At 42.6% G+C, this 25,748-nt stretch carries 21 protein-coding genes, 1 tRNA gene and 1 pseudogene; 4 read left to right on the top strand and 19 right to left on the bottom strand.

Annotated features, from left to right (window positions below; genetic code table 11):
* The first annotated feature begins 93 nt into the window (after positions 1-93).
* Positions 94-1,866, top strand: a complete 1,773-nt coding sequence (locus NMK50_RS04980) for a cation:proton antiporter domain-containing protein (RefSeq protein WP_254771094.1) — start codon at positions 94-96, stop codon at positions 1,864-1,866.
* Positions 1,863-2,816: a lysylphosphatidylglycerol synthase transmembrane domain-containing protein gene (locus NMK50_RS04975; protein ID WP_254771093.1), complete on the top strand. Its 954-nt coding sequence runs from the start codon at positions 1,863-1,865 to the stop codon at positions 2,814-2,816. The genes NMK50_RS04980 and NMK50_RS04975 overlap by 4 nt, the downstream gene beginning before the upstream one ends.
* A gap of 614 nt (positions 2,817-3,430) precedes the next feature.
* Here NMK50_RS04975 and NMK50_RS04970 read toward each other — a convergent pair.
* Positions 3,431-4,985: pseudogene (locus tag NMK50_RS04970) on the bottom strand (TerC family protein).
* Positions 4,986-5,414: 429 nt separating this feature from the next.
* On the opposite strand from NMK50_RS04970, the gene NMK50_RS04965 reads away from it, so the two are divergent.
* Positions 5,415-5,490: transfer RNA gene (locus NMK50_RS04965), tRNA-Lys, on the top strand.
* A gap of 874 nt (positions 5,491-6,364) precedes the next feature.
* Here NMK50_RS04965 and NMK50_RS04960 read toward each other — a convergent pair.
* From NMK50_RS04960 to NMK50_RS04890, 15 genes are all read right to left on the bottom strand, one after another.
* Entirely contained in the window at positions 6,365-7,372 is a 1,008-nt protein-coding gene (locus NMK50_RS04960) for a phage late control D family protein (protein WP_254771092.1), read from the bottom strand.
* Positions 7,363-7,617 carry a tail protein X gene (locus tag NMK50_RS04955; RefSeq protein WP_254769893.1) on the bottom strand — a complete coding sequence of 85 codons (255 nt, stop codon included), beginning with the start codon at positions 7,615-7,617 and terminating at the stop codon, positions 7,363-7,365. Before NMK50_RS04955 ends, NMK50_RS04960 begins: the two co-directional genes overlap by 10 nt.
* Positions 7,614-8,060: a phage tail protein gene (locus NMK50_RS04950; protein WP_254771091.1), complete on the bottom strand. Its 447-nt coding sequence runs from the start codon at positions 8,058-8,060 to the stop codon at positions 7,614-7,616. Before NMK50_RS04950 ends, NMK50_RS04955 begins: the two co-directional genes overlap by 4 nt.
* Before the next feature lie 33 nt (positions 8,061-8,093).
* On the bottom strand, positions 8,094-10,442 hold the full coding sequence (locus NMK50_RS04945) for a phage tail tape measure protein (RefSeq protein WP_254771090.1): 2,349 nt from the start codon (positions 10,440-10,442) through the stop codon (positions 8,094-8,096).
* Positions 10,443-10,572: 130 nt separating this feature from the next.
* Positions 10,573-10,983, bottom strand: a complete 411-nt coding sequence (locus tag NMK50_RS04940; RefSeq protein WP_254771189.1) for a hypothetical protein — start codon at positions 10,981-10,983, stop codon at positions 10,573-10,575.
* A 23-nt stretch (positions 10,984-11,006) separates the two neighbouring features.
* Positions 11,007-11,525, bottom strand: a complete 519-nt coding sequence (locus NMK50_RS04935) for a phage major tail tube protein (RefSeq protein ID WP_254771089.1) — start codon at positions 11,523-11,525, stop codon at positions 11,007-11,009.
* Positions 11,522-12,811, bottom strand: a complete 1,290-nt coding sequence (locus NMK50_RS04930) for a phage tail sheath C-terminal domain-containing protein (protein WP_254771188.1) — start codon at positions 12,809-12,811, stop codon at positions 11,522-11,524. The genes NMK50_RS04935 and NMK50_RS04930 overlap by 4 nt, the downstream gene beginning before the upstream one ends.
* Positions 12,812-13,034: 223 nt before the next feature.
* Positions 13,035-13,262, bottom strand: coding sequence for a hypothetical protein (locus NMK50_RS04925; protein ID WP_254771088.1), 228 nt, complete (start codon positions 13,260-13,262; stop codon positions 13,035-13,037).
* A gap of 8 nt (positions 13,263-13,270) precedes the next feature.
* Positions 13,271-14,647 carry a Bgr_08870 family protein gene (locus tag NMK50_RS04920; RefSeq protein ID WP_254771087.1) on the bottom strand — a complete coding sequence of 459 codons (1,377 nt, stop codon included), beginning with the start codon at positions 14,645-14,647 and terminating at the stop codon, positions 13,271-13,273.
* A gap of 95 nt (positions 14,648-14,742) precedes the next feature.
* A complete protein-coding gene (locus NMK50_RS04915) occupies positions 14,743-17,886 on the bottom strand; it encodes a DUF4815 domain-containing protein (RefSeq protein ID WP_254771086.1) in 3,144 nt (1,047 codons plus the stop codon).
* A gap of 1 nt (position 17,887) precedes the next feature.
* On the bottom strand, positions 17,888-18,994 hold the full coding sequence (locus NMK50_RS04910) for a phage tail protein (RefSeq protein WP_254771085.1): 1,107 nt from the start codon (positions 18,992-18,994) through the stop codon (positions 17,888-17,890).
* Positions 18,994-19,806 carry a baseplate J/gp47 family protein gene (locus tag NMK50_RS04905; protein ID WP_254771084.1) on the bottom strand — a complete coding sequence of 271 codons (813 nt, stop codon included), beginning with the start codon at positions 19,804-19,806 and terminating at the stop codon, positions 18,994-18,996. Before NMK50_RS04905 ends, NMK50_RS04910 begins: the two co-directional genes overlap by 1 nt.
* A 52-nt stretch (positions 19,807-19,858) precedes the next feature.
* Positions 19,859-20,884, bottom strand: a complete 1,026-nt coding sequence (locus tag NMK50_RS04900) for a ParB/RepB/Spo0J family partition protein (protein WP_254771083.1) — start codon at positions 20,882-20,884, stop codon at positions 19,859-19,861.
* Positions 20,884-21,282, bottom strand: a complete 399-nt coding sequence (locus tag NMK50_RS04895) for a hypothetical protein (RefSeq protein ID WP_254771082.1) — start codon at positions 21,280-21,282, stop codon at positions 20,884-20,886. The genes NMK50_RS04900 and NMK50_RS04895 overlap by 1 nt, the downstream gene beginning before the upstream one ends.
* 199 nt (positions 21,283-21,481) lie before the next feature.
* A complete protein-coding gene (locus tag NMK50_RS04890) occupies positions 21,482-21,775 on the bottom strand; it encodes a helix-turn-helix domain-containing protein (protein WP_241437195.1) in 294 nt (97 codons plus the stop codon).
* A gap of 147 nt (positions 21,776-21,922) precedes the next feature.
* On the opposite strand from NMK50_RS04890, the gene NMK50_RS04885 reads away from it, so the two are divergent.
* Positions 21,923-22,450, top strand: coding sequence for a helix-turn-helix domain-containing protein (locus NMK50_RS04885; RefSeq protein ID WP_254771081.1), 528 nt, complete (start codon positions 21,923-21,925; stop codon positions 22,448-22,450).
* 843 nt (positions 22,451-23,293) lie between these two features.
* Here the strand turns inward: NMK50_RS04885 and rpsD are convergent.
* The 3 genes from rpsD to NMK50_RS04870 all read right to left on the bottom strand — a co-directional run bounded on the left by rpsD (position 23,294) and on the right by NMK50_RS04870 (position 25,737).
* A complete protein-coding gene (gene rpsD, locus NMK50_RS04880) occupies positions 23,294-23,911 on the bottom strand; it encodes a 30S ribosomal protein S4 (protein ID WP_254771080.1) in 618 nt (205 codons plus the stop codon).
* 184 nt (positions 23,912-24,095) lie between these two features.
* Positions 24,096-24,908: a glutamate racemase gene (murI, locus tag NMK50_RS04875; protein WP_254771079.1), complete on the bottom strand. Its 813-nt coding sequence runs from the start codon at positions 24,906-24,908 to the stop codon at positions 24,096-24,098.
* Positions 24,901-25,737, bottom strand: a complete 837-nt coding sequence (locus NMK50_RS04870) for an RNA methyltransferase (protein WP_254771078.1) — start codon at positions 25,735-25,737, stop codon at positions 24,901-24,903. Before NMK50_RS04870 ends, murI begins: the two co-directional genes overlap by 8 nt.
* Positions 25,738-25,748: the final 11 nt, after the last annotated feature.

Genomic DNA, 25,748 nt, shown 5'->3' with positions numbered 1-25,748 from the left:
TACTTTATATGATAGACTATCCATTTCTTTTCATAAAAAACTTACAATTGTTTCAACTCATTTATTTTTTAAAGAAAAAATCGTAAATAATCCATGCTCCATGACACACCACTCATTACAACTATTGTTGCTGGCTTATGTTTAGCTTTTCTTTTAGGAATGATTGCTAGCCGTTTGCGTATTTCACCACTTGTGGGATACCTGTTAGCCGGTGTTATTGTAGGGCCCAATACAGGTGGTTTTAGAATAGATTCTGTTATTATCAACCAACTTGCGGAAATTGGTGTCATTCTGCTTATGTTTGGTGTTGGGCTTCATTTTTCATTAAAAGATCTCTTATCGGTAAAAACGATTGCAATCCCCGCAGCCATTGCACAAATGGCATTTTCTACTTTTCTAGGTCTATGCCTTGGTTTAATCATGGGATGGGGTCTTAGCGGTAGTTTAGTCTTCGGTTTAGCTTTATCAATAGCAAGTACGGTTATTCTGCTGCGTGCTTTGCAAGAACGCCATCTTATTGAAACAGAAAAAGGACGCATTGCTGTTGGGTGGTTGATTATTGAAGATTTGGCAATGGTCCTTATTCTTGTTCTCATACCATCACTAGCAAACGTTCTTAGCAATACAAAAAAGGAAGCGATTGATCCTCTTGTTCAGTGGTTAGATTTAAGTATTTGGGGGATTTTTGGTCTCACCATCTTGAAAGTCATCATCTTTATCGCTCTTATGCTCGTTATCGGACGACGTGTTATCCCGTGGTTATTAAAAATAAGCGCACAATCTGGATCACGTGAATTGTTTCGTCTAAGCGTCTTTGCCATTGCATTAGGAGTAGCGTTTGGAGCAGCCCATTTATTTGGCGTCTCTCTTTCTCTTGGTGCCTTTTTTGCAGGCATGGTTATGAGTGAGTCAGAATTAAGCCATCGTGCAGCAGAAGAATCTTTACCACTCCGAGATGCATTTTCTGTTCTTTTTTTTGTCTCTGTAGGTATGTTATTTGACCCAGGAAAACTCTTGACGCATTTTTTTCCTCTCTTAGCAACGCTTTTTATTATCATATTAGGAAAATCTGTTATTGCTTTTTTTATCGTCAAAGCTTTTCGCTATTCCAACGCAACAGCTTTGACCATTTCTGCAAGCCTTGCCCAAATCGGAGAGTTTTCTTTTATCCTTGCCGGTTTAAGTTTGAGTTTAGGACTCTTAAACAATGATGCCCATGATTTAATTCTTGGAGGAGCAATTCTTTCTATTTTGCTCAATCCCCTTGTTTTTATTACCTGTGATAAAATTAAAAAACGTCTAGAAAACTTGCCTACAAGCTTACAAGATACACAAACAATCATTGATATTGATCTACAAGATTCTGACCAGGATTTTTTACCAATGACCTTAAAAACCAACCATATCGTGATTATTGGTTATGGTTGTATTGGTAAATGTATCGCATTATCTTTAATAAAAAGAGGTGAATCTGTAGTAATCATCGAAGAATCAAAACGCCTCGCTGATAAAGCAACTGCAGATGGCTTCGAAGTCATTTGTGGCAATATCATTCAACAAGAAATAATGAACGCAGCAAATATGAGTAATGCACACAAAGTTGTTATTACAATGCGAAGTACCATTGAAGTAGGAGAATGTATAATTAATATCCGTAATATAAAAAAGGATATTCAAATAATAACGCATGCACTATCCGATGTAGAAACAACTTATCTCATTGATTTGGGTGCGAATGTCGTAGTAACTGATGACAAAGAAATTGCTAACGGTATTATTGAACATATAACAGAACAAAGATCTGTAAAAAATGTGCATAATCATGTAATGAATTTACAAAAATATAAAATGGATAAAGAAGCGTGAAACTAAAGCAGTTTATATGGCCATCTATTGGTATTTTAGCAATGCTGATCTCTATCCGCATTCTTTATGTGAAACTTTCTACCATTTCTTTTGGTGATGTATTAGAACGCTTGAGCAATTTAAATACACAAGACTGGCTGTTAGCCAGTTTTTGCTCTCTTTTAGCCTATGCTGCTCTTGCTGGTTATGACCGGATTGCCTTGCAACATCTTGGTCATAAAATTTCTTGGTTTTTTATCGCATTATGTTCATTTACGACCTATGCTCTTTCACATAATATTGGTGCTTCCGTTTTTTCTGGTGCAGTTGTACGTTATCGCGCCTATAAAATAAAAGGATTAAATGGAACAGAAATTGCTATATTGGTGGGTTTTTGCTCTTTTACCTTTGTGATAGGAACAATTCTACTTTTTGGGATCGTTTTGATTTTGCAGCCTGAAATTATCAAGCTTATTCATAATGAATTTCCCGAATGGCTTGGGACAACAGCTGGTGCAATTCTTCTTGGCTGTATAGCACTTTATACCTTTGGCAGCTGGCTTCAATTTCCCCCCTTACGCTTGAGTAAAAAAATTCAACTTTCCTACCCACAATTAAAAATTGTTATCCAACAACTTCTCATCAGCCCCCTAGAGCTTTTAGCAGCAGCAGGGATTATATACGCTGTCCTCCCCCATAATACAGATATTCATTTTATTTCTGTGCTCGGTGTTTTCTTAGCATCTTTTACCATAACTCTCCTCTCTAACGCTCCTGCCGGAGGGATTGGGGTTCTAGAAGCCTTATTCATAACAGGCATGCCGAACGTAAACCCAACAGATGTTGTTGCAGCACTTATTGTTTTTAGAATGCTCTATTTGATCATACCACTCATCATTTCGTTATTTATTGTAGCAATTTTTGAAGCTCAACAATACTGCAAACAGTTCCCAAAGATACCACCTAAATAAAAGGAAACCATAGCTTTCTTGTTTGCAATATGTAAATAACAATAACCGTATTCGATTTTATCTCGTATAAAATCAATACAACCATTATCTTTAATTTATCTTTTTATATTGCCTCAAAGCCTTTCTTTTTCATATTAATTCCACGATACAAAATAGATGAAAACGTTTGATCTTTCAATTTTCTTTAAAAAGCTCTTCTAAAATTCTATCTTATAAATTTCGTATAAAAAATAACGATTTTTATAATCTTCCTTGAAACGGTTTCCTCTATTGAACATTGAAATTATTATTTTATAATGTAATCTCCTCTATATAATTTCTTATGATAAAGAAAAATAAAAGAAACTTCTAAAAATAACACATAAAAACAAATAAAAGATCACTTCACAAAAATAATGCAGCATCGCCTTCCTTAAGCAGATACTCATAAAAGCCTTTTTAAACATAAAAATTTATTAACCCATTTACCTTTTGCATATCGAAATGCCTGCACAAAAACCTCTTAAAAAGAGTGATAACCAAATTGATTTACCCCTCTCCACATCCTTTTCACACTCTATAATAAGAAGATATTTCTTATCACCTTATATACAGAATAATGCACTCCTTTCTTCTTATCCAAGTGGAGAAATAAGGATTTTAGATAAATTTCGGCGATCCATTTCAACAACTTTAAAGCACAAACCATCAGCTTCAAAGCTTTCCCCCTCATTGGGTAAATGGCCAAACCGCCAAAGCATAAATCCTGCAAGAGTTGTATAACGATCTGCTTCATCGACAAGGTCACGTCCAAGATAACCACTTAAACGGCGGATATCGGCATATCCTTCCACAAGAAGGCTTCCATTTTCAAGTTGCTCTGCGATCATGGGTTCTTCATCATCATCAGGAAAATCACCAGCAATGGCTTCAAGAATATCTGTTGGTGTTGCAATTCCTTCAAAAGATCCATGTTCATCAACAATAATTGCAAGCTGAATTGAAGAATGGCGTAATTGCTCCATCAATCGCAAAACACTTGTATTTTCATGAACGACTAGAGGTTCCCGCATAGCTTTTTTCCAATTGATTTTTTTTTCCCTCAGCCAAATTTAAAAGAAGATCTTTTGTCAAAGCAACACCAACAAATTCATCCACTTTTTCACGCGCTAAAATTAAGCGGCTATGTTTAACTTGTTGTAGTTTTTCACGCATTTCATTCTCATCGCTGTTCAAATCCAACCACTCAATTTCATTGCGCGGCGACATAATAGAACGAACAGGCCGATCAGCCAAATCGAGAACACCACGAATCATCTCCTTTTCTTCTGGTCGAAACAACTCAGAAGTTGCTGCCTGTTCTGCAATGACATCTACAGTCTCTCCAAGATGACCGTCTTTGTTTCCGCCTCCTAAAAGCTTCAAAACAGCATCAGCTGTTCGACCACGAAGATCATTTGTTGTAATCATTTTCTCACGATTACGACGTCCAATTTGATTAAAAGCCTCAATGAGAACAGAAAAACCAATAGCAGCATATAAATACCCTTTTGGAATATGAAAGCCAAATCCCTCAACAATGAGAGTAAAGCCTATCATCATCAAAAAGCCAAGACAAAGGATGACAATGGTGGAATGGCGATTAATGAAGCGCATAAGAACGCCAGATCCATACATCATCACCCCCATAGCAGCAATAACTGCTATATACATAACCACCGCCTGCTCTTTTGCAATCATACCTGTTGCAGTAATAATGCTATCGAGGGAAAAAACAGCATCCAGTACGACAATCTGAACAATGACTTGCCAAAAAACAGCATACCCAATGCCTGTTTTTCTTTCGTGCGATACCCCTTCTAACCTTTCATGTAACTCTAACGTTGCCTTTGCCAAGAGAAAAATTCCACCACTAATTAAAATAAGGCTATGCCAACTAAATTCAAAAAATGAGAATGAAAAAATTATTGTATCGACACTCATCACCCATCCAATAACTGTGAGGAGAAAAAGTCGCATAACCAACGCTAAAGTAAGTCCTATCAAGCGTGCGCGATCACGTAAATGCAACGGCAATTTTTCCGCTAAAATTGCAATAAAAACAAGATTATCTATTCCTAAAACAATCTCAAGAAAAATCAGTGTGATCAAACCAAACCACACATGGGGATCAGTGACCCACTCCATCATAGTTCACCTTTTAAAAACTTAAAAACGCGTAAAAAACGCGCAATTGATAAAGAACATTGAACGCAAAAACATTGCATTCAAAGAAAACAAAATATTTCTTAAACATAGATAATTACTGATAAAATTTATAAAATAGAGCGATGGCGTATACTGCTTATAACTACAAGAGGGCTCTTCTGAATTTTTTTCAGGCATTATGCTCGACGATCCTCCAACTATAGCACCGCATAATAATCAGAACATTTATTTACAGAGCTTCTTATAATGGGACTATTTTTACATAAGATCAAGAGGTGTATCATATTTTTAACCATACAACTAATTGAACTATCGACTTTACGATTTCATATAATAAAGCAACAAAACCATCTGGACTTCTTCTTTTAGGAGCGTTATAGAACCGCTTATTCTTATTTTTTAATAAGCTGTGGGTGATTAGCTCAGTCGGTAGAGCAGCTGACTCTTAATCAGCGGGTCGTGGGTTCGATCCCCTCATCACCCACCATTCATTTTTATCTTAGCAATAACCTATTGTAGCTTGCTGTATGTAGCTTGCTGTAGCTTGCCACTAGGTTTTGCACAATTTGACACTAGGTTTTGCAGCAATTCATTTTTTTCAAAGGTCTTTTTAGACGATTCTCAAAGAAGTTTTAAGAGGTGTTTAGAGCCTCTTTCATGAGTCTTATTTTTCTCTACCCAGAATCACAATTTGAGATGATTCATCTCTTCCAATAACCCCATTATTTGACATCTAAAATCTATAAAATATGCATGCAGAGACCAACAAATTTTGTATCATTTGCATCATATTTTGTAAAAATAACCTCATTTTCAAAGGATTTTCATTTTTTCAAAGGGCTCTCAAAGGGTCTTCAAAGGCCTTTCAAAGGTCATTTATTGCCTCTTTTAGGGGAATTGAATAATCGTTTCTTCCTATCCCAAGCATATTACTAAAAAGAGAAAAAGCATTTGAGCAATTGGGGCAACTTGACCCTATTGCTCTTTAGCATGCAATTGTGCAATGTTTGCACTATTGTTGGTGTAAGGAATTGGGTAAACATTACCCTATTGCTCATCTTCACGCACTTGGTACAACCTACACCAATTTCTTCAAATGCCTATCATCATCAATCAAAAGGTCAAGTTGACCCTTTGATTTTTTATCCCCTTCACACTTTATATATTGTGATTTAAAAATGCATTATCGCTTCCTTGAGCAATTGGGGCAACTTGCACCTATTGCATGATAACAAATAATTCGGTCAACTTGACCCTATTTCTCATCAGCAAACCAAAGTGCAATGTTTCCACTTTGATTCACATGCGCATCACCGATCAAAGGGTAAACTTTACTTTTTGATTTTCTTGTGCACGGCATTCTACGAGGTTGACTTTTCCCATGGCTCTTTTCCCTTCTCTGGTGCCTCTAAGGTGATTTCTGTGGTATAGCCGCTTTGTTTTTCATAGCGGTGGGTGACGGTTGCGGCTTTCCATGCTCCATTGATTTGCTCGCGGAACCCTTGCAAAATGAGAGGTTGATCGGCCATGATTTCTGGACGCCCCTCTAAAGCCAAAGAACCACTGCCCATACCACGGCACAGCCGGTCTGATTCTGATGCGGCAGCAGCCAAAGCTTCCTCTCTGCAAGGATAGCAACCACGCAAACGCCGTGTGGGGCCTTGGAGATTCGTTTGATATTTGACAGACAGCTGTTTTCCTTGCGAGCGATCAAAATAGGTTGATTCAACGCTGCCATATTGGGTGCGTGGCTCGAGGGTAAATTCCCAACTGGAACAATCATGCTTGGCAAGAGTGATTGCCGGTAAAATGTTGCCGCTTAAAAATAAAAACTTATTGTCTTTGATAAAAAAACGTGCCTGCATACGCTCCGCAAGGCGGGTTAAAAAATCAATTGTCGACTGATTGGTGCACACCACATAAGGCAAGGTTTTGCTATAAAACTCTTGGTCGACTTTGGATTGATAACCATGACGCTTGGCTAAGCTTTCGACAATCTCACCAATGGTTTGATTGTCAAAATGCTCACTTGTCTGTTCTTTGAGTTCGCCACGCATCGAAGCGCTTTTGCCGCAAAGGCGTAAAATCTCTCCATCACTGCCCCCGATACTGACAACCGATTCGACAACAAAACGCCCCATAACAGCACTGATGCTGTCCTGATAACCAAACTTCACCTGCAGAGTGCTGTTCTTTTGTGGAACCTCTAAATCATTGTCCCTATCATCAAACTCCGCTTCAAAGCGATCGGCTTCATTGCCGGCATGATCGGTAATGGTGGCGCTAAGAAGACGCTGGTAGAAAACCTCATGGACGGTTTTTTCTCCAACCTTAACCTCAATAAAAGGAGTGCTCCGCCTTAATCCCATAACCGCTTCACTCTGCTTTGAGGAGGAACAAAGACAAATTCAGGCAAAGTGATCTCTAAACCCCGTGGCAAAACAGCACCATATTGGGCAATCCCTGAATTGGCTCTCAAGGTGGCTTCTAAATAGCCCTCTAAGAATCCAGCCTGTTGACGGTCTCCTAACACCGCCATGGCATGTTGAAAGCAAATCAGATCGAGACTGAGATCTTCTAACTCTACAACAATGTGCTTTACTGGTAGCTTCATAGCTGTCGTCCCTCTTGGAAATATCCTTGTGGTTTGCCCCCATCAAAAAAGGGCAACAGACTGATGGAATAACGGATACGCTGCGATTGACCAGAGCGACTGATATAATCGTGGTCTTTGGTGATCGAGGTGATCACCACGGGACCATGGAATATGGCACTATAGCTTATATCATTGACCCAACGAAGCATCTGTACCGGTTTTGCTGCTCGTATGGTCATAGTGAGTGCATCAATGGCTATACAATCACCAAACTCTTCTGGAAACCATACGCCATGGATGGTTTTGGCATCATTGCCATAGCCGGTAAATTGCAAGCTGGGGGCTTTGCCAAAACGCTCCATAGACACCCATGAGGCGGAAAACTCTTCTTCAAAGTATTGGAAATTCAGCCAATCGACATAAAATTGATGCGGGCCTAGCATCATCAAAGGATCTTGCATTGCTTCTCTCCCCTCATTGCTTCTCCCTCCCCCTTATTCTGTGCCGCCATGCAAGGCATTGGCTTTTGCCCGTTGGAGGGCATGACTTACCGCACGGCCGGTAGCAAGAGGATCACGCGCCCCATTGACATGCACCGTGACATTTTGATGGTGATAAACGGATGCGCTCTGCTTGTTTTTGTCCGTTGCCTGCGTTGTCACAGGGCTGGTTTGCGAGTGACCGGCAAATTGTACAATTGGCTGCAAAGCTGTTTTGCCACCAAGCCAACTGGGCAAATGAAACATGTTAGAGATATCAATCGAACCAATCCATCCTTTGATGCGACCAGATAAAGATTTAAAAAAATCAGCCAACTTTGTGATGGAGGACAGAAAGCCATCGACAATCCCATTGGCAAGATCCTCTCCGGCCTGTTCCATACCCGCTTTGGCTTCTTCTGAGAGCTTTTCGCGGGCAAAAAAACTGCCCAACCAGCTCCAAAAATTGGCAATGCTTTGCTTAAAACCCTCCCAGGCATTGCCAAACCACTCGCCAACAGCGCTAAGTTCCTGTTTGAACTTTTGCCAATGTTCAGAGAAGTCAAAGGCAGCAGCAAGGATGTTTTTCCATCTTGTAATGGTTGCGGTATCAGCACCAAAAAAGCGCATGACAGCTTCAAAGATACGGCCAAAAGCATGGACCAGCCCGCGAGCAAAACCTTTGACAAAAGAGGAAAACCGATCCCAATATTTCCACAAGGCAAAACAAGCCGCCATGATCACTGCCACAACAGCGGCAATCAAAGCCCCTATCGGGGAAAAAACAGCACCCACAACAGAAGCAATACCAGCAGCCACCACTTCCACAATTGTGCCAACCCAGCCAAAAGCAGCAGCAAAGGCGGAACTCAAGACCATAAGCCCGCGAAAGGCTGCCACCAACAAAGTCATGGGTCGCAGAAGACGAAGCGTGCTTCCACCAAGAGTTGCTGCCATGAGTCCCAAAGAGCGCCCTGAAGCGATTAAGCTTTGCCAATTGATTTTAAGGGCACGACTAAGCGTTCCAAGCTTAACAAAAGAAGTCATGAGTTGAAGAAGCCCAAGACGTGTGCCAGCCATGGTAAAGCGCAATACCCGCAGAGCAATATTAAAAGCCATCAGGGTGCTAATGGTTTTGACAATCGCACTGGTTAAGGCGGGATGGGCATTGGCCCATGCCATCAAGCCATTGATAAAATTTCCAACACTTTCCATCAAACTGTTAACATGGGGCAACAACACGTTGCCAATGCTAATGCCCAAAGCCACGATGCGGTTTTGTAAAAGTTCAAATTGCCGGATGGCACCGGTTGCTTGTTTATCTGCTTCTTGCTCTACGGAGCCTTTAAAGACTTTGGGGTCTTGAACAAATTCGAGCGCTTGGCTTAACAATTCTGGATTGCCAACCAATTTGGCAAAGTCACCGGTAAAGTCGCGCCCAGCAATGGCAATCAGGGAACGCATACCCTGTTCGGATTTGGCTAAAACATCAAAAAAGCGCACTAACGTGCCGGTGGCATCTTTGTCGAGGTCTTGGAGAAACTTTTGCCGTGACAGCCCAATATTGGCAAAAGCATCTTCAATATGTTTGCCCCCTGCCTGAATACGCGAACTCATCGCATTAAAACCACGCGCCGCACTCTCAGGGACAATCCCCGCAGAAATCATCGCCGTACCAAAAACAGCCGTTTCACGGGCGGTGAGCTTAAACATGGTGGCAGCACCGGTGGCACGATTGGTAAAATCAGACACTTCACTGGCTTTAGCCGCCATATGGTTGGAGAGATGATTGATGGCATCGCCTAACTCTTCGATGCCCGTTTGACTGAGTTTAAAGACATTGCGCAATTTGGCAAAACGTTCGCCAATCTGGTCCCCCGTCATATCAAAAGCCACAGCCGCTTTGGCAGCATAAAGACTAAAGGCTTCCAGATCTTGCTCGCCAATCCCCGCTTGGCTGGCACTGGTCATCAGTTCCAAAACCTCACGTGCAGCTAAAGGGATTTTGGTTGAGGTCTCAAGAGCAAAACGGCGCAATTCCTTTAAACGATGCAGAGGCGCATCAAGAACCTTTTCCAAGCCCTTCATCGATTGGTCAAATTGCATGGCCTTATAGAGGGGCGCAATCAAGGTTGCGGTTTGGGCAATCGCCCCCACCATGCGCCCTCGCGCTTGGATAAAAGCCAGTTCAGCGTTCTTGGTTGCATCCTCAAGATGTTGAGGATCAAACCATTTTTGAAAATGCTGGCGCGTTTGTTTTTGCAAATGGGCAACATCAGCACTAAAAGCTTGCAAATCGCGCTTGGCAGAGGCTATCCCTTCTTGCAGATGATTGACAAAACGCACAACAAGGGAAACATCCATAACAGCTCCTATTCCAACATCTGCTGTTCATATTCTTGGGATTTCAAGCGTGCTAACTCACTGCGATAAAAAATGACATCCAGCCAATCCATCTGGTTGATCTCTAAAGCCGACCAACGAAAATGAAGCGCTAATTCGGCTCCAAATTGTCCAGCATAAGGGATTGGCGTCCCATAAAAAAAGCAAAAAAAGCCTTCAAGATTGCCATCATATCAACAGTATCAATCCGATCAATCAGTTCGACCGTTTCATGGGACATATCCGCCAAAAGCGCTGTGATGCCTTCTGTTGCTTCATTGGTGAACAAAACTTGCGAAAGCTTGACAAGCAGAACATCATTGGAGAGCGTTTTCTGCTCGCCAAGCTCTGGAGCCAGCAATTTTGTCAATTGCGGTCCAATCAACACTGCCAATTGCTTGGCATGTTTGAAGGTGGGGCGATAAAAGGTTAATTTATTGCGTGTTGCTTGTTTGCCATCACTGTCTTGATAAAGTATGGGCACTTGCAATTCCACAGCAATGCTTGTTTGTAAATTTGTCATCATAGTTTCCTATAAATTAAGGCCTATAAATTAAGGATAGAGCGCCTGCGCCCACCAATATCCTGCCCATTGCGCACAAGCCAACCGCCCCGTTTAAACGAAAAGCGATGCAAAACAGCACCATCCCAATATTCGCTATAGTCCCAAATATTCTTAATCTCACAATCATAGCCCGTCGCTTTTCCAGCAGAAAGCCCTTCGCTATCGACTTTGACCAAGCGCCCTGTGACATCAATGGAATGTTCATGCTCGCGGCCATCTTCTTCAGACACCACATGTTTTTTGCCGGTAAATTTATGACGAAGACCAGGGGGACCAGCAAAGATACCGATAACTTCGGGGGTATGGCTGCGGATCTTCATTTGCAAGCTTAAAGCTTTCACACCAAGACCACTCACATCAATTTGCATATCAGAACCGCCCGGTTGATAGGTTTCGGTGAGTTCTTCTAAGGTGGGCAGTTTCAGCGTTTCAAGATCAAGATGAAGATTGACATCATCATCAACAATCAGGGTAAAACCACGAACAATCCGTAAAGTCATGCTTCACTCCTTGCTGCTTTGCGATAGCTCTCTAACGTATCGCCAAATTGGTAGGTCATTTTCTTTTGGATGTCTTCAGCCAATCGGTCAAAATAAGCGCCATTGCGCCGGCTCCCAAAACTTAAATCTTCGAGAGGAGGCACCTCTTCGGCATCAAATTCAACCCGCAACTTGCCCAATTGTAAAGTGCTGTTGGAATTCAAATCGCGATCAAACCAAACACGTCCACCAAGCAGGGCCCCACGAGCAATCATATCATCAAGAAACTGCGTGAGACTTCTCGTAATGGCAATGACATGTTGACCGGTGAGGTTTTCGTCATTGGCAAAAGGGCGGAAACTATTGATGATGGTCTTTTCCAGTGCTGCGCGGGTGCGCACCACATTGACAAAGCGCCAAAGCGGATCAGAAGATGTGGTATGATTGCCCCATAAAATCCGTCCATTAGCAGCCATCTTTCCTTGTGCGTTTTGACTAAGCCGTACCGGTATAAAGGTGGCAATATCGGCTTGGTTAAGGCGATTTGCCTCATGATCGATTTCGCCATCAAAATAGCTAATGGGGCGCGCTGTGCCTAAAATGCCGTGCACATCTTGGTTTGAAGGAGACCAAAAAACACCCCCCTTTTGCTTATCGCGTTTGATAAACATCGCTGCGGCAAAGGGACTTGCCGGTTTAATACAATAACCACCCTCACCGTTTGCCACCCGCACGAAGGGGTCAATCAAATAACAAAAGCGTGAGGAAAAATCGGCGCGATAAACAAGGCTTTCTTCGGTGTTTTTGCCCCCTGTGTCAAAAACCGCAATCGCTTGCAGCTTTTCAGCCACCTGTTCAAGCGCGTCAGCCACGGGGTTTTTACCATTATCAAGGCGCCCTGCACTATAAGCCGGTGCCAATAAAATTCCAGGTTCAACCCCTAAATGCCCACGCGCATGGGTCAAAGCATGAACACCGGTTAAGGCAGCCTTGGACCCCACCATTTCGGCTTGTGTCTCAGAAATTGTTGACTTTTCCTCCACCCGCACAAGAACAATTTTGGCCTCAACCCCTTGCGCGCATACAGCGTTAATCACATCAAGCGCTGTGCCCCTTGTCCCCAGCTTTTGGATTTTCTCTGTCTCATGGGTAAAAACCAAAACAGGTTCATTTACCGGATAAATTTGTCCATCAGCATCAGGGGCTGTAACAACCGCGCCAATCGCCGTCTGATCAAATGTTGCCAACGGCCTAGAGCTTTCACCAGCCTCAACAATGCGGATACCATGATTAAATTCTGTTGCCATCTTGCGCTCCAAATCAATAAAGCAACAATAATAACAAGGATCAAACCGCATAAGACTGACACTGTCAGTCAAAAAATTCCTTTAAAAAGGCTTTGAAACCCCTTTGAGAAAGACTTTAAAAGAAAATGATACAGATTAAGCTATCACACAATAAGCTTGCGTCCAACAATGTTGATTATATAATCTATTCTCAACAATTATACTAAGCTTGTTCATCTTTCTCTTATCGTTCTTTCATAGATTCTACTGATGCGTCTGTCTCAGCCTTTTCAGAAGACAAAGAATTTTTTTCTTCATCAATGATGGGAGGAGAGAATACCCCATCCTTATAAGTCCAGCCGATTTGCGCTTCCTTTGAAGCAATAGCCTCACCATCAAAGGCATGAACATAATTTTCTGAGGCAATAATAATGTTCGTTACCACACCCTTTTCAACAATTGCATATTCCATAAAAACTCCTATATAAAAAACCTCAACAACACTGCTCCGTTGCCACCATTGCCACCTTTACCAGAACTACCATCTTCTCCTAGGAAATAACCACCTCCACCGCCACCTCCTTGTCCACTGCCATTGCAGCCTTTACCACCATGACCACCTTTCTGGCTCTCTCCGCCATAACCACCGTTACCATTCTGAGCACCAGCACCCCCACCGCCACCAAAAAAAGAGTTTCCGCCATTCCCACTCCCCCCATCGCCGCCATTCCCACCGGCATAAATAAAAGAGCTCCCTCTATAACCATTAAAACTAGCATCGCCGCCACGGCCACCATTGAAATTTGGTACGCCGCCGCGGCCACTGGCACCATCACCTCCTCCTGCACCCCCATATGCTATAATAATTCCTGCAATGCGTGTATAACCACCAGCGTAGGAACCCCCTCCCGAAGATGCACCGCGGCCTCCTCGACCAATTTCAATAGCTTTTGCCGATCTTAGCTGTGAAGCTTTGATTTTAACATACACAGCTCGGCCTCCACCAGCACCACCACCACCATAGTAGCTAATACCACCATTAAGTGGTTTTTTGAACCAGCCTCCATATCCACCACCACCTCCTCCACCCCAAGCCCATATTTCGATATCGGTGTTATCGCTAACACCTTCAGGCCATGGAATGGGACCACTTTCTGTTACAAGAACTTCTAGGGGAGAGGTCGCTTTCCTCAGTTTTGTGATTTCATCACGTATTTCTTGAAGAGCAACAACAGCTTCATCTTTGCTAAAAACTTCCGCACCATCAACCTTGAGCGGTCCTTTAAGCTTGCTGCCCGTGATGCTGAGACTTGTGACGATTTCCCCATTATGCATGAGATTCAATGACGAATTACCTATGAGTTCCAAACCACCAGCAATGGTCACTTTGCGGGTAAATTTGTTATAATTCTGCCATTCATTGGCTTGCGCTAAGCGCCCATAGCTTGTCAGATCTTCGTTAATCTTGGCTCTAAATCTATCAAGACCAACAATATCTTCAATTTTATGTTGGTGTGCTCCAAGAAGTGAGACAGCACTGCCAAAGGTAAAATGATTGTTGCTTGCTTTGTAGAGAACATAATTGTTAGCGGCATCTTGTGCACCCTCGATATCACTCAAATCGGTTAAAGTGAAGGTTTTATCCGCTGCCATTTTGCCTTTGAGGGCTGCCTCAAGATCTGCAACATCCCCTATGCTATGCGTGTGTTTTGCAGGGGCTTTTTCGTCTAGCTTTTCCTCAACTTCCATTATGGCTTGATCAAGTTTTGTCAAGTTCTCACGCAAAATGGGAAATTCAGAACTGATAAAACGCCCTTCTTTAGGCAATTCCATTGCAAGCTTTTTGGTTTTTGTCATTTCTTATTCTCCAAGTCTCTCAAGCAGTCTAAAATCCCATCTTTCCCCCAAATTCCATCTTTCCCCCAAATTCCATCTCTCAAAGCGAGGGGATGTCACAAAATACCCGCACCAAAATCACGCAGCATTGACCGTGCGCAAGGTCCACCGGTCAGTGTCAGTTTCAAGCGCGCGTGCTTTGCTGTTTGGTCGTGACTGACAAATTTTCGCTCCACCCAAAGGGGTTCAGTAAGCTGTTCTGTTTCCTCTAAGGTGAGAGGGGTAAAAGCACCATCATCCCGTTGCATCTCGAGGGTGAATGTGGAGCCGCCTGGTAAAAAGGTCTTGATATAGCTGGTCAATCTTGCTTTCTCACCAAAGGCAAAAGCACGGGTAACATAGGTTGCTGTGTTATGGATCTTGCCGGCAATCAACTGAACAGGAGCAAACAGAATGGGGGAGAGTTTCTCCGTGCCTTTGAGAATGGCACGTAATCGAACCTTTTCACTGATATATTCGGTGAGGCTTAACAATTGAAAGGGTAAGAGTTGATAAATCGTGCCGTTGTTTCTTTCAATTTCAAAGATCACCGAACAATCACTAGAAGGCAATTCAACCGCGGCACGGATTTGCAAATCAGAACAGTTAACAAGATTAAAGGTACCAAGATCAATGGTCTTTGTTGTTTGTCTGTAGCGTGCTGCCAAGACACGAAAAGCCAAAGCCTCATCTTGATGGGCACTCCAACTTTGCGCATTGACAGAGGAAAAACGAGGACCGGTCACATAGGGGTGGCTTGAGACAAATCTTTGCTGTTCTTCATCAAACCCTCCAAGCTTTGCGAGTGAGAGGGAATGATCACTATCATCGGTCTTAATGACAAAAGCCGTTAACCGATCATTGGGGACGAGGAGTGGGACATCATAGCGTGCCTGTGCCCATCCGGTTTTTGCCCCCTTCATGGAATAAAAGCTTTGGGCTTGGATATTGGCGGTGGGATAACCGTTTTCGGTTGTGACCAAATCAATCACCAGATCATGATTGGGATTGCCGATTTTGCAAAGATGAAAGTCAAGACCGGTGATTTGCCGTGTTTCTTCTGGTGTAAAGACTTGCGCTTGCGGGTCCACTTGCGTCCAGATCTTGACTGTTGTGGTGTGCCGAATCACTTTCACATCAATAACACCTTGCCCGGTAAAGAGACCCGTCGCAAGGGTTCCCCCTTTGCCTCGTGCTACAACATTCTTGGTGCCGGCAGGAATATTTTCAGGGATTTTGAAAATGCTTTCCAAAATGCCATTGTCATTGGCAACAAGGCGGCTTTTTGGCAAGACATTCACACCATCAAAGGTGAGACTGTCTAAAATTTCCCCCTTGCCAAAACCTTCAATTTTAAAGCCAAGGGTAATTTGTCTTAAGAAATCGATTTGTTCTTGATGCGTATTGATGAGATCATCATGCACTTCTGTGTTACGGATAGTTCTCCCACGGTTCCATCCCATGTTCAGTTGATTGGTCACGCTTGAGAGCCAATCGGTGCGCTGGACATGCCAAAAGTCTGTTGCGGGATTGAGTGTGATCGTACCAGGCAGAGGGGCAAAATTTTGATAGGGGTTGATTTTTTCGCAAGCGGTTGTCAATTCTTGGGCAATGATCACTTCATTGGTCCAGTCAAGGGTGACAGGAGCCTTTAAGGGGGCGGTATAAAAGGTTGGATCAATAGCCAGCTGTAAAATGCCATTGCCAACAGCTCCTGTTTGCGTGAACCCTTCATCGCGATAACTGTCATCAAGAAACGGGTCAGCAAACATGCCTTTTTTGGCAACGGGCTCTTTAGAGTCAACATTGCTTTTAATGCGCTCTAATTGCATCAAGCGATCAAGGGACAGCACCCTTTGAAAATAACGCCACATCTCATCATAGGGGGCAACACGCGTGCCATCATTGACCACAAGCGGAAGATCTAACCAACTCTTGGTGATGGTGGCAAGGGAGAGGACATCTTCAGGAACGCTGGGCGCCATCGGTTGATCTGCCGAAATCCCCTTGATATAAACCACACTGCCCTCTGTATTGAGACCTATCCGGTCAATACGGGGCAATTTGTAAGTGTAACGAACAATGATATCCCCCCCTTGTGCCCCCCCTGAGAGCGTGATTTCCTGTGCCGTGACCTTATCGGCGGTTACTTGTGCACGATAGCGATAGGTTACCGTGTAACTGCTGCCAGGACGCGGTTCATCCCCCATCGGTGCCCAGTCAATGGTATCACCGGTCTTCTTAAAATCTGTTCCTTCTTTAAATTCCTTGTTGCCTTGCATGACTTTGAGAAAAGAGGTGATGCTTTTATCGGGAACACCATCTCGCCCAGCAACGACCGCACCGCGGGTGAGGGTAACGGTTTTTTCTTTTGTCAACAAAAGAGAGTGGATATCGGCAATGGAAGCATAATAGCTTTTAAAGGTAAAGCTTGTTTTGCCTTTTTGCGGGGCAAAAATATGCGTTTCACTAGGCACAAGCCCTTGCGAAAACTCTTCCCTCTCTTCATGGCGCAAAGCAGCAAGGCGTTTGCGCTTAAAGCCATTGATATTGGCTTCTCCTTCTTGAATGCTAAACACTTGGCATCCATTCTTTCGTCCCAGAGCCGTCACCCGGCATCCATTGACGATATAATGACCATGGGCACGGTCATAAGTCGCAATGGCTTGCATGGCGGGTTCAAGCAGTGAGGGGGACTTTTGGTCAATCAAAATGCCGTCTTGTAAGATATAAACAGGAAAGAACGTGCCTTGCTGCCCATCCTCTTTTAAGGCCCAAACAAGCTTTGCTGTTTCGCGCGCCGCACCGGGCTCTCCTTGTGCCAAGGTGCCGGGAACCTGCCCCAACAGTTCTGGATCATCCTCATGGGTAATCCATGTTTTTTGCAACTTCACACCGATTTCAAGACGCCCAACCATCGAAACAGCATTCAGAACCGCTTGTGAGACCGGAAAGATATCCCCTGCGATATAGATTTTGCCTTCTGTTAAAGTAACGGTCTTTGCGTTTTTATTGACAAAGGCATCGGCTCGTTCAACACGGTCTCCCTCTTTGGCGACCAAGCGCCCCAAACGGTCATGGCGCCCCCTGATGATGGTTTGCATCTCATTGAGTTCACCACTTTGGATAAAGGGACGTTGCCCGTAGAAAACAACGCTTTGTTGGTCGTCTTTGCCGCAAGATCTGTCAATTGCAAAGGGTAAACCGCTTTCATGCTTCATGTTAAAACCTCAATAAAATCTTGAATTGCTCGCGAACATCACCACGCAAAGGAATATTGATGGGCGTTTTGATGATCTCCACCCCGCCAATCAGTTCATTGCACGCACACCAAAGTTTACCCAAAGGGATATGTTGTTTAGGGGTCGCATGCACGAGAACAGCAATAGAGGCGGCTTTTCTGCCGTCAACATTTTGAAAATCCGTGCGTGCTGCAATAAGAAGGGCTGTGCCCATCGAGGAGGGTTGATAACGATCGCCCAAATGGTGATAAACACCCGCCAAATTCTGTTCTACTGGTTGGACAATGTTGCATCTGCGAGTGCCAATGACATCATCCTCACAGTCTCTTAACACGAGATAAAGGGTGCGGTTATAAAACCACTCTGCCATCAGTATATCGCGTTGATGTTTTTTAACAGAACACCAGGGAAAATTTGCCATATCCCATGGATAATCAATTTGGTCGAAGCTTAATTCCCCATCCCCGTCATCCATCCAATTGCCAATCAGTGTGCCTTCTTGTTTGGTAAGCCTGTGCTTGATTTCTGTTGTGCGACCAAAGGAAAACAGCGTATCCCCCGCGGTTAAGCGCACACCGCTCTCATAATCCAGCAGACTGTCATCAAGGCGTGACATATTGCCTTCCAGTGCTTGCACGTCATAACCATTGACACCGCGGCGAAAATCAGAGCGCAAACTTTTGGAAAGCTCTGTGATGGCTTCAATGGCTTCAAGAGCACTTTGTTCAGGCAATTGATCAAAGTAAAGTTGGAAGGAATTCCACCACGCACGCCCCGACCATGCTGGTGTAAAGCATGCTGTAATCTGAAGCCATGAAAGCCCTCTCTCAATAGCCGCTAAAGAACCGCGAATATTTTGCCATTGGAGCCCTTGGTCAATCAAATCATAAGGATTAGAAAAATATGGGCTTAATTCTTGTAAGCCATATTCGTCGATCAAGTAAGGCAACCATGAAGGAGGACGCGTGATAAATTTTATACGGGGGATTTCTTCGAGAGTATTTTTGACCTGCGGATCAAATGCCATTGCTTCTGCTAAACAGCGTTCAAACAAGCTTGAATTTTGCGGTAAAAGTGAGGAAATCATCAATAAGCATCCCCCCGTTTAGACAAGACAATCTCCCCTAAAGCCACCGCCTCATCAGGTGCGACCACAATATCTGCTAAGGGCTGTGTTAAAATCACATGGTGGACACCTTCAACCATCAAGCGGCTTATCATCCAACTTAAAGACAGATCACGCCCAAGCCTTTGCGCGCGTGCCCATTCCGTTTGCAAATTGTTCACGGCCTTTTCCAAAACAAGGGGACCTTCATTTGGCAACAACCAGAGATCAGCATGCACATCGATAATCCGCTGTACAGCACTTTTCACAAGGATATGATCATTGGTCATTTTAACCTGTTTTTCATCAAGGGCTGCTTGTACCTTGGCAATCAAAGCCTCATCGGCAATACCAGAAGGGCTATCGCTAAAAAGCGCGACATGAATAAGCGGGCTTTTCCCCACACGATAAACAAAAGCATCCTTGACACGGATATCGCTTGAGAGAGCAAAATATTGATAACGTGGGACTGTGCCACCTGTAGAATGCCCTTGTCTATTCAAACGAATACGGCGACGCAAACGATCATCATCCTCATCCCAAAGGCGGGAAACCCCATGAAAGTCCCCCAAATGGTCTAAACTTGTCCCACGCGCAAAAGCAAGGAGATTATCCCGCGCAACCTCATTTGCCCGCTGGCGCAACAGCAACTCTTCATAAGCTGCTGCTTGCAATTGAATAACCACGGGATCATAAGCCGTCTTTTCCACATTATAAGGGATATTCTGTGCGGCAAAAAACTTGGTTAAACGGATGATTTTTTGCTCTAAATCTGTGCAACCGGTTCGCGGCAAGGAAAAACCGGCTGTTGAAAAAAATCAAGCTGCCCGCAACTATGCATCTTCATCATTGCACCTCCACCGCTTGCTTTTCCAAATACGCACAAAACCGCGCCCGCGTTTGCCCATCCGCCCTTTGCCACACCCCCAATAATTGGGCAAAAATTCGTTCCTGTTCATTAATTTGCGGGGGCGTATTAATCCCATTGACCAAATCAAAAGCCCGTCGCAAATCCCCTTCAACCTGTTGAAACGCAACCGCCACTTTCCGTTGTGCCAGCGACTCCATCTTCGCCAATTTTAACAATTGTGCCTGATTATCCGCCAAGGCCGTTCCACGCAAAACCGAACGCAACTCCGGTTGTAGATGCTGGGCAATACAGTTAAGACGTTTTACAACATCTTGAGAAAAACCAATGCGGTCCGCCACATGTTTAGAAAAAGGGTAAACTTTACCCAATTGCTCCAAACACCCATCATCTCCGATCAAAGGATAAACTTTACCCTTTGATTTTCTGTCCCCTTCACACCCAGTTTCATTATGTTCTGAAGACCCATCTTTTGGCAAAGGGTCAACTTGACCCTTTGCCACTTTCTCCCCTTCACACGCGATTTTACTGTCATTTGAAGAGGCATTGTCACTGATTTGAGCAATTGGATCAAGTTGATCCAATTGCTCTTTTTTTCTTTTATAGTGGTTACTACCCTCCCCACCACGTTGAATCTCCCCATACTTCTTCTCCCATAATTCGCGGTAAGTCTGGACAAACAAAGCACGGTCAATAACAGACAATTCATTGCGAAACAGATTTTCCGCAACCTCTAATAACGCAGCATTCTCCTTATCCGCTTGCACCACAACCGCATCAATTTCGCGAAAGCCCAAAAGCGCAGCTGCCCGTAATCGGTGCGCACCAGCAATAAGCGTATAATTGCCCTCCTTGGCATTGGGCGTATGGCGCACGGTAATCGGGTTCATCAATCCTTCTCGCGCTATCGATTGCGCAAGAGCCTTAGCATGCTCATCATCCACAGGGCGAATACGCTCCGGCACAACAATCACATCAAGAGAAAGTCTTTGAAACTGTGCCATCACCCCGCCGCCTTTCTCATTTCTTTAAAAAACAAATCCATCGCACGACACACCCATCTTCGATAAGCTCTAGCAAAAACAGGCTCGTCCAAACGACGATTAATCGTACGCAAAGAGCGAGCAACAGCAGTGCGTTCACGCTCTTGCATAGCAACAAGACGCCGCCGCGGTATCTCAAACTGATAATGCAAAATATGAATCACAATCTGCCGTGCTAATGCCGCATCAAACAAACCATGCGGCGGATCAATAATATACCGGATTGGAAGATGCCTAAAGCCTCCATTTACCGCTTTAAAACAACAAGCAAGCATTGCTTCTATCCGTTCAACTTCTGAATAAGGATTGACGATTTCCCTCTTTGCCTCTGGGGTCCATAAATTACAAGCTGCAACCATAACACCCCCCTCTAAAGAGAACCTGCTTACCATCTAAGCGCCAAAACAAACCCATCCAAACGGCCGTTTGACCATGCAACTCTCTGCAATTTATCTTGCCTATTTCGTATTGATGTTTAGACATTGATAACTCTTTTTATCTTATGATATTTAAATTCATGGGAAATGCGTAAACACACGCACAACCTTGCAACAAAGTTCAAGCGGCATTACCGCGCAATGTGGAATGTGCACTCAAATCCGTATTGGCATGTTTTGCTGCTTTAAAAATGCGACGGTTCGTTTTAGGGTAGCGGTCGCTAAAAACCTGCTCGACGGGCAAGCCGATAAAATCGGCAATGGCACGTTCGGCTTTTTCATTGGGCCGTGTCCAAATGTTTTTGACACTGGATGACGGGATTTGATAAACTTTCGTGAGTTCCGCCAAGGTCATGTTACGGCGGCGTAGCTCAGCTAAAATACTATGGCGATCCCATGTTTGTGTGATAGTCATAACTTTCGCTCCTGCTTGAAACGGATGCCGCAACCATCCGTCTTTTGTCGGGTTCTTTGTGTAATAACTGTCTTTTTTAACAGACAGTAATATGAGGTATATCTACAAATGGGAATATAGTCAACCCCATTTGTAAGTATTTATAATATGACACGACAAAAAAATGAGCCAAAAACCGCATTAGCAAAACGACTCACAGAAGTTAGAAAGCTTGTGGGCTTATCTCGTGATATATTTTCTCTTAAAATTGGTATTAGTATTCAAGGGCTTGGGAATTACGAACGTGGTGATAGAACTCCAGACGCAACCGTTTTATCATCATACAAAGAAAAATTTGGAGTAAACCTGAATTGGCTTTTGACTGGTGAAGATGCAATGTTTATAGACATGACGTTAACTCGGTCTTTCAATATCTCTCCACCTACCATCCCTACTGGGCTGATGAAAAAGCTCGGTCGCATAGCTTATACAACCTATCGCGACGCAAAAATAAAACTCCCCCCTGAAGATATAGCGGAATTAGCGGCAGAGCTTTATAGAAAGTTGCAAGAGCTTGTTCAAAACATCAATGACCCAGAAGAAGTCGAACTTACTTTTCCTCTTCTAAAGTTGCACTTAAAGCGACAAATTGAAGCTGAAAAAGCACATCTAACAACCACACAAAATACGGCTTAATGTCCCTTTAAAATAAAAAATCAATATGAAAATCTTTTTACATTAGAAAAACAATATAATTATTTGATTTATAAAATTATATTGCCTCTAAAAAGAGATAATCACCAATAGGTGAAAATCTTTTTTGCTTTTTTGATCATTTTTGGCTGATTTTGAAGGTAATTACATTTTTTGCTTCATTTTTTTCAAAGGGTCTTCAAAGCCGGTTTTCTGGGCTTTCACAGACTTTTTTAAATTCTTCAAAGGATTTTCAAAGACCTTTTAAAGGATTTTCTTATTTTTAGTGCAAAATTCTAATTTTTGGCATTTTTCGTTCTTTTTGCCATTTTCAGGTGTCAAAATCTCTTTTGACAAAACACGCATTTAAAGTGAAAAATATGCGTAAAAACAACAAATTATCACGTATTCCTACCTAATCCCACCTCTTCCCACTTACTGCAAAACATACTGTCAAACTACAACTGCTTTAATCATGAAAAAGAAATACAAATTAACTGATGAAACAATTTAAAGTTGATGGCCGTACTCTTTACCATATTATGGCAATTAGAGATTTTGGGGATGTTAAGGCAGGGGATTTTGGCAACTATATACAGCACGAAGACAACTCATCCCTCGTAGGAAAGTGTTGGGTTAAGCATACAGTCAAGGTTTATGGAAATGCATGGGTTTATAGCTGTAACCATATTTTGGGCAAAAAAAGCTTCTAGAAAAAGACTCCTTGGCTATAAAGAAAAGAATGAAGATTTAACAAAATACAACAATCCTTTTTAACAATACAACCGAACCTTTTAAAACAAGCATGCTTTACACCACGAGTAAATCGCACTTCCAATGAAGAGCTTAACGAGAATAAAACTCAACAACCAAATTGGGCTCCATTTGCACAGCATAAGGAACATCTGCAAAAGCAGGAACACGTGTAAACGTTGCTTTCATCTGATTATGATCTGCTTCAATATATTCGGGTACATCACGCTCAGCTAACTGAATAGATTCCAAGACCAAAACAAGTTTCTTTGATTTTTCACGAACTTCAATAGCATCACCCGGTTTACAACGATATGATTGAATATTGGTGCGTCGCCCATTTACATTAACATGACCATGATTGATAAACTGACGAGAAGCAAAAATTGTAGGTACAAATTTTGCACGGTAAATAACAGCATCCAAACGCGATTCTAAAAGTCCGATAAGATTTTCACCAGTATCACCACGACGACGTGCAGCTTCTTCATAAGTTTTACGGAACTGCTTTTCTGAGATATCACCGTAAAAACCTTTTAATTTCTGTTTAGCACGTAATTGCACACCATAGTCGGAAAGCTTCCCTTTACGACGTTGCCCATGTTGACCTGGACCATAATCACGACGATTTACAGGAGATTTCGGACGCCCCCAAATGTTTTCACCCATACGGCGGTCAATTTTATACTTTGTTGTTTCGCGTTTACTCATCGCATTTCCTTTTAAAATAGAACACAAAATCTTACAGTAAGACCTTAAGGAAACGCGCCCTCCTCTGCCTTTAAATCGAAAGACTGACAGGACATCTTAACATATTAATATGCAAAGTCATCCACGGGACACGTCAATTAACACCATTTCCCCGAAAGAAAAAGCTAGGAAGACTTTATTGATATCAACGCACAAAGTCAACTCCTTTCATAATATCTAAGTTAAATCCTTTTAACAAACCTTCTGTTGAAGAAGTTATATTTTGCGATGTAAATAACGCAAAATCTTTATGTTTTTTTATGCTTTCAGGATGCATTTTTTCCGGTAATAATGATCTTGTGTGTTTGGCTATAGCTTTTGCTGGATCAATCCATTCAACGGGCCATAAAGCTTGTTTACGAAAAAAATCAATCAAAAAAGGGTAATGTGTACAAGCTAAAACAATAATATCCGTATATTTACCATCTTTTTCAACAAAGCAGGGAAGAATCTCATAACGTAACTCTTCCAAGTCGATAGATTTTCCTCGTAAATAACCTTCAGCAAATCCAGCAAGTTTTTCACTTCCAACAAGCTTAACATCACATTGAAGAGCAAAAGTATTGACTAATTCATATGTATAAGCACGTTTGACTGTTCCAGGAGTTGCTAATACGGAAATAAAACCAGATTTTGTTTTTTCAGCGGCTAACTTAATTGCAGGAACTGTGCCTACAAAAAGGATATGGGAAAATTTCTTCCGTAAATCTGTCATCATAAGTGTAGAAACAGTATTACAAGCGATTACACATAAGGCAGGATTATAAAGCGTTAAAAGATTTGTAAAAACCTTGAAAATACGTTTTTTAAGACGATCTTCTTCCCAGCTTCCATAAGGAAACCCCATATCGTCAGCAACATAAATAAGCTGCCTTTCAGGAATAAGAAAGCGCACTTCTCTCAACACTGTTAAACCGCCAATGCCACTATCAAAAAAAAGAATAGGCCGATCATCCATTAATTTTTACACTTGTTTTTAATTTTTTACGTTCACGATTTACAGGCACACCACTTCCTCGCGGAAATTGAGGTGAAAAATGATCCAATGAAGATACAATTCCTCTTAGCAAACGAACTTCAGATTCGCTAAAATTAGCGCGCGTAAAAACAGAGCGCAAATTTGCGAGCATTACCTCTTTGCGTTCTTGAGGTCTAAAATATCCACGGATATCTAAAGCATCTTCTAACTGAGATAAAAAACCATGAAAGGTTGCTTTATTTGCTGGCTCCATCTCTGCTGCACGAAAAGCCGTATCATTCATATTTTCTAAACCTGATTTCATCCATTCATAAGACATAAGCAAAACCGCTTGTGCGATATTAAGGGATGCAAAAGCAGGATTAACCGGAAAAGTAATAATTTCATCAACAAGACTTATTTCAACATTTTCTAGTCCCCATCTTTCTCTTCCAAATAAAATACCGGTTCTCTGTCCAATGTTTTCGCGCTGACGTAGTATAATCGCTGCTTCAACAGCACTTTTTACAGTTTTAAAACCACATCTTTCTCGTGCTGTTGTAGCAAAAACATAATGTAAATCTGCAATTGCATCATGCAAGGTATCAAAAATGACTGTGTCATTAATGACATGATCTGCTTTACTCGCAGCAGCTATGGCTTTCTCATTTGGAAATGTTTCCCGAGGTTTAACCAATCGAAGCTTAGAGAGCCCAAAATTTGCCATCGCCCTTGCTACCATACCAATATTTTCAGGCAGTTGCGGTTCGAGTAAAATAATAATTGGACCATTTGTTAAATTTTTACGATTCTTATTGGTTCCAGCCATCAAGTTTTCCT

The organism is Bartonella harrusi (assembly GCF_024297065.1).
Classification (GTDB): Bacteria; Pseudomonadota; Alphaproteobacteria; order Rhizobiales; family Rhizobiaceae; genus Bartonella; species Bartonella harrusi.
Note: the sequence above shows the minus strand (reverse complement) of the source record. Positions and strands in the feature narration are given on the sequence as shown.

Coding starts and splice junctions, on each gene's coding strand:
- NMK50_RS04980 (WP_254771094.1), top strand. CDS start 94: ATGCTCCATGACACACCACTCATTACAACTATTGTTGCTGGCTTATGT.
- NMK50_RS04960 (WP_254771092.1), bottom strand. CDS start 7,372: ATGGGATTAAGGCGGAGCACTCCTTTTATTGAGGTTAAGGTTGGAGAA.
- NMK50_RS04955 (WP_254769893.1), bottom strand. CDS start 7,617: ATGAAGCTACCAGTAAAGCACATTGTTGTAGAGTTAGAAGATCTCAGT.
- NMK50_RS04950 (WP_254771091.1), bottom strand. CDS start 8,060: ATGCAAGATCCTTTGATGATGCTAGGCCCGCATCAATTTTATGTCGAT.
- NMK50_RS04945 (WP_254771090.1), bottom strand. CDS start 10,442: ATGGATGTTTCCCTTGTTGTGCGTTTTGTCAATCATCTGCAAGAAGGG.
- NMK50_RS04940 (WP_254771189.1), bottom strand. CDS start 10,983: ATGACAAATTTACAAACAAGCATTGCTGTGGAATTGCAAGTGCCCATA.
- NMK50_RS04935 (WP_254771089.1), bottom strand. CDS start 11,525: ATGACTTTACGGATTGTTCGTGGTTTTACCCTGATTGTTGATGATGAT.
- NMK50_RS04930 (WP_254771188.1), bottom strand. CDS start 12,811: ATGGCAACAGAATTTAATCATGGTATCCGCATTGTTGAGGCTGGTGAA.
- NMK50_RS04925 (WP_254771088.1), bottom strand. CDS start 13,262: ATGGAATATGCAATTGTTGAAAAGGGTGTGGTAACGAACATTATTATT.
- NMK50_RS04920 (WP_254771087.1), bottom strand. CDS start 14,647: ATGACAAAAACCAAAAAGCTTGCAATGGAATTGCCTAAAGAAGGGCGT.
- NMK50_RS04915 (WP_254771086.1), bottom strand. CDS start 17,886: ATGAAGCATGAAAGCGGTTTACCCTTTGCAATTGACAGATCTTGCGGC.
- NMK50_RS04910 (WP_254771085.1), bottom strand. CDS start 18,994: ATGATTTCCTCACTTTTACCGCAAAATTCAAGCTTGTTTGAACGCTGT.
- NMK50_RS04900 (WP_254771083.1), bottom strand. CDS start 20,884: ATGGCACAGTTTCAAAGACTTTCTCTTGATGTGATTGTTGTGCCGGAG.
- NMK50_RS04895 (WP_254771082.1), bottom strand. CDS start 21,282: ATGGTTGCAGCTTGTAATTTATGGACCCCAGAGGCAAAGAGGGAAATC.
- NMK50_RS04890 (WP_241437195.1), bottom strand. CDS start 21,775: ATGACTATCACACAAACATGGGATCGCCATAGTATTTTAGCTGAGCTA.
- NMK50_RS04885 (WP_254771081.1), top strand. CDS start 21,923: ATGACACGACAAAAAAATGAGCCAAAAACCGCATTAGCAAAACGACTC.
- rpsD (WP_254771080.1), bottom strand. CDS start 23,911: ATGAGTAAACGCGAAACAACAAAGTATAAAATTGACCGCCGTATGGGT.
- murI (WP_254771079.1), bottom strand. CDS start 24,908: ATGGATGATCGGCCTATTCTTTTTTTTGATAGTGGCATTGGCGGTTTA.
- NMK50_RS04870 (WP_254771078.1), bottom strand. CDS start 25,737: ATGGCTGGAACCAATAAGAATCGTAAAAATTTAACAAATGGTCCAATT.